We start from the raw sequence: 13624 nt of genomic DNA, 5'->3' as shown, positions 1-13624 counted from the left end.
TATGAAGAATCAAATTAAAAGCATATTGGAAAATGAAATTGCAAGCCCAACAAAAGTTGATCAGTTTAACCGTAATCACATTTTCTATGATATTAAAAATATTGTGATCAAAAGTTCGGATAAGCAAAGTATTGCTGATTTGTACTATTGTTTTTCTTTGTATGAGAAATGCCTTTCTCTTGCCAGAGGTAATAACTTGGATTTGGCTGGGTACTGGCTTCATAAAATAAAGCAGGCACACTCCAACATACCCAACGAATTATTGCAGTATCTGAAAATTCTATATACCCCCTGTTTGGCATTTTATTATTACAAAAGAGAGAACTATTCCGCTTCAATGGAACTTTTATCCTCCGAAATGAATCATATTGATATGCTTTTGGCTGACAATAAGGCATTAAAGTTGGAAATGAAACTGGAACAGATTATAAACAAGTACCGAATATTGCATTCATCAAAAAATTACGAAACTTCTGTTTCGCTAGCCACCAACATTATTGATTTTGTCATCAACAATAAAAAATTTAATGATGTTGAAGATGATAGTATTCACTGGGTCGCAGATGGAAACCCTGAAAACTATAGAAACTGGGTTACATTCCTTGTAAATAATGTTGTAAGTAAAATTGAGCTCGACAACGAAATGCAGGAAAAAGAAAAGGAAATGATATATTACGCTATTTTTGGTAGTATTTCAAGTTTTCAGAATAGCGAATTTATAGAATTAGATTACTCCTTTAAGTCGTTAAAGAATTATTATCAGGGAGACATCGAAAAATTTCTTGAAAATGTATCAAAGGCCTTTCAAAAAATACACAAATTGCCTATAAATATTCAACGGATTTTACTGAATTGCCTCATAAAATCAAAGCATATCGATCCTGAATTAGGGTACGATTACATGACAAAAGTGTTGAAAATAAAGCTACCTGTATACCAATAATGAAATTTGTGGCCCAACATGATCAGATGGACTGTGCTCCTGCATGTTTGTGCATGGTCGCTAGTGCATATGGTAAAAGATACTCATTGCAGTATATGAGAGACATTTCATTTATGACACGTGAAGGGGTATCGTTATTGGGTATTACTGAAGCCTCAAAGAATATCGGATTTGAAACCATTTCCGCAAAACTTGGGTTAGATGTTTTAAATAGAGAAAAAGAAGCATTCCCATGCATTCTGCATTGGAATCAAAATCATTTTATTGTGCTTCGTAAAATCACTAAAAATTTTTTCTCAGGAAAAGAACAATATCATATATCGGATCCTGCATATGGTCAGGTAAAGCTGAATGAAGAGAAATTTAAATCCCACTGGATTGCTGATCGGAATAAAGGTATTGCTGTATTTCTAGAACCAACAGAAAAATTTTACGAAATAAAGCCTCGTAAAGAAGAGGAAATCAACTTTAAGTTTCTTTTCAAGCACCTTAAAAATTACAGGAAACAGCTGGGTCTAATGTTTATAATACTTTTTATCGGGAGTATTATTACCTTGACATTTCCATTTCTCACTCAAAACTTAATTGATAAAGGAGTAAATGCTAAAGACCTAAATACTATTACTGTAATTTTATTGGCTCAATTAAGCCTTTTTCTTGGATCTATAACTATTGAGGTGGTTCGCAATTGGTTAATGCTTTACATTGGAACAAAGCTTAGCATTTCCATTATCTCAGATTTTCTTCAAAAACTCTTATACTTACCTATTAAATTCTTCGACTCCAAAATGATGGGAGATTTTAACCAAAGAATACAAGACAATGAAAGAATTGAGCAATTCCTTACTTCTCAGAGCCTGCTCACTTTTTTCTCAATGATAACCTTTGCTGTTTTTTTTGGAGTATTATGGTATTATGAGATTAAGATTTTAATGGTGTACATCGTACTGACGATGATTGCTGTTATTTGGTCTGCATATTGGTTAAAAAAACGCCGAGAGCTCGATTACTTTCGTTTTAAGGAAAAAAGTAAGAATCAAGAATCCGTTTATGAGATGATCAGCGGAATAACGGAAATGAAAATAAACCAACTTGAAGATTTTAAACTTAAAGAATGGCAGACTTTACAGGATAAACTTTTTTCTGTCAATAAAAGAATACTGAAGATTGATCAGATACAATTGGCTGGATTTGACTTTATCAATCAACTAAAAAATATAGTGGTAACATTTTTAGCTGCTACTTTTGTTGTACAAGGTAAAATGACATTAGGTGAACTTTTAGGTGTATCCTATATTGTCGGACAAATGAATTCTCCGATCAATCAGTTAGTAAGTTTTTTCCGTTCATTTCAAGACGCTAAATTAAGTTTTGAAAGATTAAATGAGGTTCAGAATCAAGAAGCAGAAGAGATTAGCCAACAGATAAAGTTAGATAATGACAACTATAATACAACGGGAATCAGACTAAATAATCTAAGTTTTCAATATGAAGGCAATAATTCTGATTATGTACTGAAGGATATTAATATTCTGTTTCCAGAGGGTAAAACTACTGCAATTGTTGGAGCCAGTGGGAGTGGTAAAACAACATTAATGAAACTACTCTTAAAATTCTATAAGCCTACTATTGGACATATAGATTTCAATGGCTTTGATTTGGAAAAGCTTTCTCCAAAAAGCATAAGGCAAAATTCGGGTGTAGTCATGCAGGACGGTTTTATTTTTTCAGATACCATAGAAAGAAACATTGTAGCTGGAGAAGAAAAAATCAATAGATATATGCTGGATAGAGCAATACAGATTGCCAATTTAGGGGAATTTACTAAATCATTGCCTTTAAATCTTAATACTAAAGTCGGAGCATCTGGTAATGGAATATCGGGAGGGCAAAAACAAAGAATTTTAATTGCAAGAGCTGTTTACAAAAATCCACGTTATATATTTTTTGATGAAGCTACTTCTGCTCTCGATTCAGAAAACGAAAGGATCATTCATAACAATTTGAAAAATTTTTTCAAAAATAAAACGGCAATTATTATTGCTCATCGTTTAAGCACCGTAAAAAATGCAGATAAAATAATCGTTCTCAAACAAGGTAAGGTAATTGAGGAAGGGCAACACAAAGATCTTGTTGAAAAAAAAGGAGAATATTTCAACTTGGTAAAAAATCAATTGGAGCTAGGTGATTAATAAATTATTAGGAACAATTATATATTATCAAGAACCTAACTTGAAAAATATTTAAGATTTATTTAAAATATATACCTAATGTATAAGTAGATAATCTGCGACTTAAATTTCATTCAATTACACATTCATTTTCTAACTTTTTCTATGCAGTTTTAAAAAAAGAGAAGAGAATGTTATTCACAAGATAGTTCTTTCAAAAATGTCAGCGGTAACTTAATGTCAAAAATACTTTTACGCTAGCTGAACAGCGCAGTGTTTATTTAGCGAGTCTACATATATCTAAAATTATCACCTATCACAATATAAAGGGGGCTTTTGATTTATAAAAGGTTATTTACTAGTTTCAAAATTGTTAAGATTTCACATTTCAAAAATTGAATGAGGTTTAATAAAGTGTCTTCGGCTATCATAATAGCCAATTTTAAAAATAACAAATCAAGTATTGTCGAAATTTCAGCTGAAAGAAGTCGTTATTCGAATAATGGCTTAAAAAAATGGAAGTAATTCTAGAAATTACTTCCTTACACTATAAAATCTTAATTTACAGGTCTTACCTGTTTTAGAGTACCTTCTATACATTTCCTAATACTAATATTAAAACCTGATAATAGCACTGAATTTGTTCTCATAGTCATTGTGAAGGATTAGTGCTCAATATAAATACTTTACTTAATTTCTAGAATTTTTCCTGAATATCAATACAAGAAAAGAAATCAGCATACCCGGAACGACAGCATAAATCGGGAGCCATACGAAAAGTAAGCCGCTGGTTGATGATTTTGAGGCAAGATTGTTAATATCAAAATACCACATGATTTGTGCTGTCAGTGGAATTAGCAGCAATATTAATATTGAAAGAATATAGCAGATAAAAGATAATTTATCTGAACGCTTTATTTTGTTAAAAACTGTCAGTTGAAAAACATAAAAAACAGCTATTGGAAGTAACTGATATAAGGCAAAATAGTTGAAACCCACAACTAAGAAAGCTACTAAGGAGCATGATAGGCACAGTATAAGTGCAGTAATATTCTTCATAATCATATTTAAAGATTTGTTTTTTTATAGGAGTTGATAGTTCCACCGAAGACTTTTCATGTAATACCAATTTGCCTATTCAAGATAGATACAAGTATCAAAATTTTATTTTTTTACGGAATCATAGAAACCTTTATAAAGTGAGTCTGAATTTAAACCTTACCATTATAAAGCTTTCCGATTTAATCTTTTTCTTAATAAATAAATCGTTAATCAAGAAATCCGTAGCAAAAGCTGTGCGATTTCCTGCAATTAACGACCAACTTTCTTCATAAATACTCTAATTTTTTCTATTATTTCTTCTCCATCTTCTTCTAATGCAAAATGCCCTGTATCATAAATATTATAGTCGATTTCCTTTACATCTTTTTTGAAAGCAGCTGCTCCGCTTTCAGGGAAAAACTCGTCATTTTTACCCCAAACTATTAATAAAGGTGGCTGATTGTCTCTTAAATACTGCTGCCATTTCGGATAAAGTTTTAAGTTATTTTGATAATCGTAAAACAGATCCATATTCACTTTATGCGCATTTGGTCTTGAAAGTCTTAAATAATCCAGATGCCAGGTGTCGGGATTGATGGTTTCGATATTTCTTGTTCCGTGTGTGTATTGCCACTTTAGGCCGTCCAGTGAAAAGGACGGCATTATTGCTTTTTCGGTTTCAGGGTTTCGGTCTTTCCAAAGTGCTCTGATTCCAGCCCACGCATCACCCAAACCTTCTAAATATGCATTTCCGTTTTGATTAATTATTGCCGTAACCCTCTCCGGATGAGCGGTCGCTATTCTGAAACCGACAGGTGCTCCATAATCTTGTATCATCAATGCGTAAGAGTTAATTTTTTTCTTTTCTAAAAAAGCGTCTATTGTTTTTGCAATATTGTCAAAAGTGTATTCATATTCACTTGCCAATGGAAAATCGCTGTTTCCAAATGAGGGATAGTCTGGTGCGATCAAGTGAAAATCATCAGATAACTGTGATAAGACTTTCCGGTATTGATGTGAAGATGAAGGAAAACCGTGTAACAATACTATTGTAGGTTTTTTGGGGTTTCCTGCTTCTCTGTAAGTAATGTTGATTCCGTCAATTTCGATGGTTTTATATAATGTGGGATGTTTATGTGTCATATTTTTTAATTTATCGTTAGCATTATCACTTGTTTGGCTTGTACAACCAAATAATGTGAATAGGATAATTAGTTGTGATAAAAAAATTCTTTTCATATTCTGATTGTTTATAACCTTCTTTCGGTCTCTTCAATTTTTAGGTCATTGATGCTAGCGAACCTTTTTGCCATCAATCCATTTTCATCAAATTCCCAGTTTTCGTTTCCGTAAGCTCTATACCACTGACCATTTTCATCCCGATATTCGTACTCAAATCTTACAGCAATTCGATTGTCGTTAAATGTCCAAAGCTGTTTTTTAAGTTTATAATCCAATTCATTTTTCCATTTGTCAGCAAGAAAATCCTGTACTTCTTTTCTTCCGTCAATGAATTGATCCCGATTACGCCATTCTGTATCAAGAGTATATGCTTTTGAAATTCGGATTGGGTCTTTGCTGTTCCAGGCATCTTCTGCCATTTGAATTTTTTGTATCGCTGTTTCTTTGTTAAAAGGTGGTAGCGGATGTAATTGTACCATAATTTACCGAACGTTTGTTAATTTATTAATTCAAATTTTTTTACTCTATTGAGTATCGCTTTTCAATATTTTTTAAAGTATTTTTAAAAATATTGGTATCAGCCAACCCTTTTGTTACAATTAGACTGCCTTGCAATTCTATTAAGGTCTGAATAGCATTTTGTTGAGATTGCGTGGAAGTTAATTTTAAAGAAATACCCAATGCATTAAAAGCGATAATCCATTTATCCATACCAGATTTTATCTGTTGCTCAAATAATGATAATCCGCTATGCATTGAAAAAGCTCTTAAAACACAAGTTTCTTTTCCGCTATCATAAAGAATTTCAATATTTTTTAGAGCATCTTTTAATCTCAATTTCGCTGTTTTATTTTCGTCCATTAGAGGATAGAATATATTGTCATCAACCCACTGATCGATAGTGTTCAATACACATTCTGCCATCTCTTGTTTTCCATTTGGAAATCGATGATACAGACTTGCTTTTTTTAATCCGGTTACTTCTGCCAGATCATTTAAACTCGCTCCTTCATAGCCTTTATCTCTAAAAACCTTGGTAAGTCCAGCTATCATATCTGTATCTAAAATCTTCTGTGGTCTCATAGTGCAAATATACGTAAAAATTTCAATTACCTAACGTTCGTTAAAATATTTTTTCTAAGCATAATCATAAGATTTTTTACAAATAGAATGATTTAAAGTTCACCTGTTAAAAATTGTGCTTTACCCAGCCCGAATGACCAGTCTTCTTTTGTATTTTCTGTAAGGGAAATAATAAGATCAGTTGCTGGAATACCAATTTTCTCATGTTTTTGACTCATCAATGAATACATTTTCTCATTTTGCGCACGGTTGCGCCCTTGGTGCGTAATCTGGAGAATTACTATTTTATCAGTTCTTTTATAGCCAAGACCTGTGTCTAAAGCCTTTATCAAACCTTTCTTATGCTCGTGGATGATGTGGTATCGATCCAGTTCTGGAGCAGCAAAGGTTTCAATCAATACTTCCTGTATTACATATGCAAGTTGGGTAAGTTCTTTTTCAGATCTTCCTTCAGTAACATCTATTCTTACTAATGGCATAAATTTAATATTTTATTAAATATTAATTATGATTATTATACTGATTGAGAATAATTTTACTATTCATAAAGTGGAATATCGGGAAGCTCTATTTTAGTTAATTGTTCTTGAATATTTTGTTCAATCTTACATATTTTTCCAGCCCTTCGGACCATTCACTTAATCTAAATGGAGGCATTTTTTTGATTTTGATTCCAAAATAATCCAGATTAACGTTTAAAAATAATTAAATCAGCGGGATTAGTTTACAAATCCCAATTCTTAAGATACTATCATCGGGTTCAGTACCGATACTTTTACCACATATTTCTTAAAAAATAACTTTCGCAATGTTCCTCTATTTTTACCTTTAGTATTCATAAATTTGCAGTTATCTATTTTAATAAACTATGATCAAAAGTTACCCCACAAAGCCGATCGACAAGATCACACAGCCCGTTCAGCGATTTATCCAGCAGGAAAAGTCCGGAGGATTACTTTTAGGGATCAGTGTGATCATAGCTTTGATCTTGGCCAATTCACCATTATCCGATGGCTACCATCATTTTCTGGAACAGACCTTTGGATTTCAATGGAATGGGGAAAGTTTTTTCGATTTTACCGTCCATCACTGGATCAACGACGGATTAATGTCTGCTTTCTTTTTCGTAGTGGGGCTTGAGCTTAAACGGGAGATCATCGGTGGTGAGCTTTCCAATCCGCGAAAGGCCATGCTGCCCATTGTTGCGGCAATTGGGGGAATGGTAATGCCAGCATTGATATTCCTCATGCTCAATCCAACCGGGGAAATGCACAAAGGTTGGGGAATACCTATGGCCACGGATATTGCTTTTGCTTTGGGCGTGCTTTTTCTGTTGGGAAAAAAGATCCCACTTTCCCTCAAGGTATTTTTAACCGCCTTGGCAATTGTGGATGATCTGGGAGCAGTACTGGTAATCGCATTTTTTTATACATCGAACATCGAAATGACCTACTTGCTGATAGGACTTGGCATTCTTGCAGTGATGTACCTGGGGAATAAGCTTGGCGTCAGATCGATATTCTTTTTCGCATTCCTTGGCATCTGCGGTGTATGGACATGCTTTGTAATTTCAGGTGTTCACGCCACGATCGCTGCTGTTTTGGCTGCTTTTACCATTCCGGCAGATGTGAAGATCAAGGAAAACCTGTTCATCTCCAAGATCAGCAGCTATCTGGAAAGGTTTAAAAATTTAGACCCTACCGAAAATACACCTACATTGACCAACGACCAGCTGCATGTTCTGGAAAAGATCAATGAGGCGACAAATGCCGCCACTCCTCCCCTTCAGATATTGGAACACGCGATGCATCCCGTTGTAACTTTCGTTATCATACCGATCTTTGCAATAGCAAATGCCGGGGTATCGTTAAATATTGACCTTAACAGTTTATTTGACACCAATATCGCATTGGGTGTAGCATTGGGCTTGTTGGTCGGAAAGGTCTTGGGTGTTGTAGGTTTCACTTTCATTTTTATCAAACTGAAGATCGCACAATTACCTGAGGGGATGAATATCCGTAATCTGCTCGGACTTGGTTTTCTGGCATCCATTGGATTTACGATGTCCCTGTTTGTGACCTCCCTTGCCTTTAGACACGATGAATACCAGACACAGGCAAAGATCGGCATATTTGCAGCCTCATTGATCGGAGGAATTATAGGCTATATAATCCTCAACAAAGATTCTAAACAAACTCAAACCGATGAATAATATTTTTAATTTCATTAATCTTCACAATGGTGAGGAGAGAAAAGACAAAGTATTGGAAAACGTTACTTCCAATATATCTTTTCGAGGCTCCAATCTCTGGATCCTGGCCTGTGCGATCATCATCGCATCAATCGGCCTTAACGTCAATTCCACTGCGGTCATTATTGGGGCCATGCTTATCTCTCCGCTAATGGGGCCGATCGTAGGTGCCGGATTTGCTCTTGGGACCTATAATTTTCCTCTGCTCAAGAAATCTTTTAAGAATCTTATCATTGCAACGGTGGTGAGCTTATTGGTTTCTGGATTTTACTTTTACATAAGTCCCTTCAAAGATGTACAGTCGGAACTTTTGGCGCGGACAGCACCTAACATCTACGATGTTCTGATCGCTTTTTTTGGAGGACTGGTAGGTGTCATAGCCATAACAAGGGTAGAAAAAGGAAATCCTATTCCGGGTGTTGCGATCGCTACAGCATTGATGCCTCCCTTGTGTACGGCAGGATTTGGTCTTGCTACTTTTAATTTTTCTTATTTCATCGGCGCATTCTATCTTTACAGCATCAATTGCTTTTTTATATGCATTGCTACTTTTCTTGTCGTGAAATATCTGCATTATCCTTCCTCTATTGTTGACAGCAAATATGAAAAAAGGATCAGGTACAGCATATCTCTGTTAATACTGGTAATGATCGTTCCCAGTTCGTATTTGGCCTATAATCTTTACAATGAAAAGAAATTCACGAAGACCGCAGAAATTTTTCTTCAGAAAGAATTTGAAAAGAATGGATACACATTGATCTACAAAAAGATAAACTACAACGCAACCCCCAAAACCATCGACGTTGCATTCCTTAATAAAAAATTCACCGCTGAAGAGATCAAGTCTTACAACAAGATGCTGTCTGATAACGGGCTTTCAAATACAAAGATCAACATCAGGCAAAACAATTCCGATCTGAAATCAGAGATACTGAGTGAGATCAACAAAAACAATACAAACCTGTCAGAGAAGGACATCGCCTTATCCAGCCTGCGATCAGAACTCGACAGTTACAAAGTGTCAGACTCCACATTGGGGAAAGAGATACAGATCCTATATCCGGATATGTCCGGCGTTTCCTACGGAAAGATAGCTCAATATCCCGAAACGGACAGTGCAAGACTCCAATTTGTGATGATCTACTCTGGAAAGAAAGTGAATGAATTACAGCTCAAAAGCTGGCTTGAAAAAAGGCTGAATGAGAAAAATATCAAACTTTTAAACAATTCTGAAAACTAGATTGAAAAATACTTCAAAAATGCCATTCCAAAATTGGAATGGCATTTTTTCAATTGATAGATTTTAAGATAACATATCTGGAGTCTGAGCGAAAAAGTAAGGTCGCAGGATGTCTTCAAAATTATACAATCCCTTCAGTTTGCTTTTAAGATTTTCAGCGACAAACAATGCACCACTTCCAAATGCTTCCCGTGATATGGATTCGTGGACAAGCCGAACGGTCTGGTAGGGAAACCCAAAGATAACTTCGTGTTTTCCAACGATACCGCCAGCCCTGACAGAGTTGATGCTTTCTGTCTCTATATCCAAAGTTTCCGCAATTTTCATTGCTGTTCCAGACACGCCGGATTTGGCTTTGAAGTGTTCTTCGACCACTTCAATATCAACACCAGGCGCTATATTTTTTAACAGCGATGCCGCAAACAACAGGTAGTTGACGCCTAACGTAATATTCGGTGACCAAAAAACCACAGTGTCCCTTGCAAGTTCTTTCAGAACTCTGATCTCATTTTCTCCGTAATGCGAAATGGCTGAGATGATCTTGATCTTTTTACGGGCTGCGAACTTGCCATAGAGATGGATGCTTTCTTCATTGGAAAAATCAATAACAAAGTCTACAGGATGATCCTCAAGTAATGTTTCAATGTCCGTACTGCTTTGAGAATAGATCAATGCGTCATCCGGTGAAGATATTCCAAGAATATCTTTTGCAGAAAGCCTATTCAGCGTATCAGTTTTCTTCAGAACCCATTCCAGTGAAAAATCCTTGTGTTGAAGAATAACATTCGCTACCGCTTTACCTGCCTTCCCAAATCCTAATAATCCTATTTTCATAATTACAATTTTTATATTTTTTAATTGATGATTTCGAATAATTGATCGTAGTAATATACAAAAAAAATGAAAGATCGTTTTCTACTATACTTTAAGGATACAGATCTTATTGATTTCGCAGATGTAGAGATGCCTATGCCTTATCATTTTGGTATATATGTAATAACAAAATGTGAATTATAATTAAGATCATAACGCAATAGAAAGCGATCAAAATTAGTTTTCAGTTATACTCATTCTTAAAAGCTTGCCTATAAATTATACCACTTTCACAGCATTTTCTAACATACATTACTATAAACATTAGCGAACTTTGCAGATCAATATACTGATGTAAATACCATTTCAAATGCAAAATTCGATCAATACAATTCTTTTAACCACCGACTTCACAGAAAAATCGCAGAATGCATTGTTGATGGCATTAAATATCGCTTCTAGGCATCACTCACGTCTTATTGTACTGCACAATATTGATAATTTCTTTGTGATCGACAAGACCGGAAAACAATTATTGGGTGCTGATATTGTAAAAGACAATGTGCAAAGAGCCGAAAATACTTTGCGCCAAATGGAAATGTCTCTAAAGGCTCAGTATCCAACATTGATCATTGAAACCATCCTTAAAAATGATAGTCTTATACATGGCATCAACGAAGTCATCGAAGATCAGGATGTGGACCTTGTGGTATGCGCTACATCCGGAAAACAAAACTTCGTTCAGGTCATTGTTGGTTCATTGTCTTACGAGATCCTGACGGGTTCAAACACTTCCGTACTTTTAGTTCCGGAAAGTTGCAAAAAATATACATTTGAAAAAATACTTGTTCCCGTAAGGGTACTGGACGATCTGTCAGATAAGATCGATCTTTCGGTAACCATTGCCGAAAAGAATAAAGGCGTCATTAATCTATTAGGGATCAGCGATCAGGAAGATGTCAGTAAAATTAGAAGTGCCTATCTGGAAATCAAAAGAACACTTGAAGAAAGTTCGCAGGAATATAGATCTCAGTTTGTTATGACCGGCGAAAAGGCAATACAGATCTCAGAACATTCCAAGGATGACGAAGCAGACATTATCATTCTCAATTACCGGGATGAAAACAGCTGGAAATCATTTTTCCTGGAAAATTTCTTTAAACAAATAATCAACAACACGGATATTCCCTTATTTTTTCTAAAGAATAAATATGAAAAGAAGCAAAGTCTGTCAAATGCCAATGACGGTTATGATATCACGCTTCCGCATCCGGGATAAAATAAATTCTATGATCAAAATACAAAAATATTCAGAAAAAGATAAAATAGCAGAAGATCAGAAGGAAGAGATTGTGAAATTTCTCTTTGAACATCTGGAACAATATGGCGATCCACAAGGCGACATTGCTTCAGCAGTCAACTATTCCTTAGGCCATCAAAACAAACCGGGCGGAACCATTGTCACAGCTACAGACCAAAACAGTCAAAGACTTGTGGGAGCAGTCGTCTTGAACAAAACCGGAATGGGCGGTTATATCCCTGAAAACATACTTGTCTATATCGCAACCGATAAGCAATTGCGCGGACAGGGAATTGGCAAACTTCTCATGCAAAACGCCATTGACTCTTGTGAGGGGGACATTGCACTCCATTGTGAACCTGAAAATCCTGCCATGCAGCTTTACAAAAAATTAGGTTTCACCAGCAAATACCTTGAAATGCGATTAAAAAAATAAAATGTCATACATCACTCTAAATTCAAATAAACTAAAATATAATTACCATTATCTTGATCAGCTTTTTGCAGAACACAACATTGAATGGGCGGTAGTGGCCAAACTATTGTGTGGAAACGAGAAATTTTTGGAATGTCTGCTCGAATTTTCTGATAAAGAGATCTGTGACTCCAGACTGACGAACCTGAAGCACATCAAAAAAATATCACCTAAAACACAAACTGTCTATATAAAACCGCCGGCCAAACGATTGGCAAAAAGCATTGTAAAATATGCCGACGTCAGTTTCAACAGTGAAATTGAAACCGTAAAAGCACTTTCGAAAGAAGCCGTGTTGCAAAACAAGATACACAAGATCGTTATCATGATAGAAATGGGAGAATTGCGGGAAGGCATTATGGTCAGGGATCTCTCCCGTTTTTTCGGTAAAGTGAAAAAATTTCAAAACATCGATGTTGTCGGGATCGGAACCAATCTTAATTGTCTGAATGGTATTTTACCGGATGAGAAAAAGTTGATGAAGCTCTATAGTTTTAAAGAGATCATCGAAGAATCACATCAAACAAGAATACCTTTCATCTCTGCAGGATCATCGGTGACCATTCCTTTGATATTTCAGAATAAGATCCATTCCGGAATCAATCATTTCAGAATTGGAGAGTCTTTATTTTTCGGAACAGATGTCTACAATGATTCCACCATCAGCGGGATGTATCAGGATGTTTTCAAACTCACCGCCGAGATCATTGAGATTGCACAAAAGCCAATGATACCTGCGGGTGACGCCGGAACAAACCTTACCGGCGAAACACCGCAACACGATGTATCAAAAAAAGGAAAAACATCTGTGAGAGCTATTGTTGACGTTGGTGTGCTGGATATTGACCACAAGCAGATTGAACCAATTACGCAGGGTGTAAAGATCATAGGTGCAAGTTCGGATATGATGATCCTGGATCTATCGGATAACCCAAATAATTTGAAAGTTGGAGACACTGTAGACTTTAGCATGAGTTATCTGGCTGTTTTACGGGCGATGAATTCCGAATATGTAGATAAGTTGATTGATTGGAAAAGACGGTCAAATTGACCACCTAATTTCGGAGTAAATTGACCACTGATTTCGGAGCAAAGTGACCACCACTTTCCGGTCCAAAATGACCA

Annotated in this window: 12 protein-coding genes; 7 read left to right on the top strand and 5 right to left on the bottom strand. The window is 35.5% G+C overall.

Going from position 1 to position 13624, the window contains the following annotated elements; genetic code table 11:
- Window position 1 precedes the first annotated feature (1 nt).
- Window positions 2–943: a hypothetical protein gene (locus B5X64_RS19585; RefSeq protein WP_079466831.1), complete on the top strand. Its 942-nt coding sequence runs from the start codon at window positions 2–4 to the stop codon at window positions 941–943.
- The gene (locus tag B5X64_RS19580) at window positions 943–3135 is read left to right on the top strand and encodes a peptidase domain-containing ABC transporter (RefSeq protein ID WP_079466830.1); all 2193 of its coding nucleotides are present in this window, start codon (window positions 943–945) and stop codon (window positions 3133–3135) included. Before B5X64_RS19585 ends, B5X64_RS19580 begins: the two co-directional genes overlap by 1 nt.
- A 1290-nt stretch (window positions 3136–4425) precedes the next feature.
- On the opposite strand, the gene B5X64_RS19575 is transcribed toward B5X64_RS19580, so the two are convergent.
- The 4 genes from B5X64_RS19575 to B5X64_RS19560 form a co-directional block, all read right to left on the bottom strand.
- Window positions 4426–5394 carry an alpha/beta fold hydrolase gene (locus B5X64_RS19575; RefSeq protein WP_079466829.1) on the bottom strand — a complete coding sequence of 323 codons (969 nt, stop codon included), beginning with the start codon at window positions 5392–5394 and terminating at the stop codon, window positions 4426–4428.
- Between the two features lie 11 nt (window positions 5395–5405).
- Entirely contained in the window at window positions 5406–5816 is a 411-nt protein-coding gene (locus tag B5X64_RS19570; protein WP_079466828.1) for a nuclear transport factor 2 family protein, read from the bottom strand.
- A 40-nt stretch (window positions 5817–5856) separates the two neighbouring features.
- The gene (locus B5X64_RS19565) at window positions 5857–6420 is read right to left on the bottom strand and encodes a TetR/AcrR family transcriptional regulator (RefSeq protein WP_079466827.1); all 564 of its coding nucleotides are present in this window, start codon (window positions 6418–6420) and stop codon (window positions 5857–5859) included.
- Window positions 6421–6512: 92 nt separating this feature from the next.
- Complete coding sequence (locus B5X64_RS19560) at window positions 6513–6899, bottom strand: tautomerase family protein (RefSeq protein WP_079466826.1); 387 nt, start codon at window positions 6897–6899, stop codon at window positions 6513–6515.
- 389 nt (window positions 6900–7288) lie between these two features.
- Between B5X64_RS19560 and nhaA the strand changes: the two genes are divergently transcribed.
- Both nhaA and B5X64_RS19550 read left to right on the top strand, forming a co-directional pair.
- Window positions 7289–8632: a Na+/H+ antiporter NhaA gene (nhaA, locus tag B5X64_RS19555; RefSeq protein ID WP_079466825.1), complete on the top strand. Its 1344-nt coding sequence runs from the start codon at window positions 7289–7291 to the stop codon at window positions 8630–8632.
- Window positions 8625–9911: a DUF389 domain-containing protein gene (locus B5X64_RS19550; RefSeq protein ID WP_079466824.1), complete on the top strand. Its 1287-nt coding sequence runs from the start codon at window positions 8625–8627 to the stop codon at window positions 9909–9911. Before nhaA ends, B5X64_RS19550 begins: the two co-directional genes overlap by 8 nt.
- Before the next feature lie 63 nt (window positions 9912–9974).
- Here the strand turns inward: B5X64_RS19550 and B5X64_RS19545 are convergent, their stop codons facing one another.
- The gene (locus B5X64_RS19545; RefSeq protein ID WP_079466823.1) at window positions 9975–10745 is read right to left on the bottom strand and encodes a 4-hydroxy-tetrahydrodipicolinate reductase; all 771 of its coding nucleotides are present in this window, start codon (window positions 10743–10745) and stop codon (window positions 9975–9977) included.
- 349 nt (window positions 10746–11094) lie between these two features.
- Between B5X64_RS19545 and B5X64_RS19540 the strand changes: the two genes are divergently transcribed.
- Genes B5X64_RS19540 through B5X64_RS19530 form a run of 3 tightly spaced genes read left to right on the top strand, consistent with a single transcriptional unit; the run spans window position 11095 to window position 13550 of the window.
- The gene (locus tag B5X64_RS19540; RefSeq protein ID WP_079466822.1) at window positions 11095–12003 is read left to right on the top strand and encodes a universal stress protein; all 909 of its coding nucleotides are present in this window, start codon (window positions 11095–11097) and stop codon (window positions 12001–12003) included.
- A gap of 10 nt (window positions 12004–12013) precedes the next feature.
- Window positions 12014–12460 (top strand): GNAT family N-acetyltransferase, encoded by a 447-nt coding sequence (locus B5X64_RS19535; RefSeq protein ID WP_079466821.1) that lies wholly within the window; start codon window positions 12014–12016, stop codon window positions 12458–12460.
- 1 nt (window position 12461) lies between these two features.
- Window positions 12462–13550 carry an alanine racemase gene (locus B5X64_RS19530; protein ID WP_079466820.1) on the top strand — a complete coding sequence of 363 codons (1089 nt, stop codon included), beginning with the start codon at window positions 12462–12464 and terminating at the stop codon, window positions 13548–13550.
- Window positions 13551–13624: the final 74 nt, after the last annotated feature.

The organism is Chryseobacterium balustinum (assembly GCF_900168205.1).
Taxonomy (GTDB): Bacteria; Bacteroidota; Bacteroidia; order Flavobacteriales; family Weeksellaceae; genus Chryseobacterium; species Chryseobacterium balustinum.
Note: the sequence above shows the minus strand (reverse complement) of the source record. Positions and strands in the feature narration are given on the sequence as shown.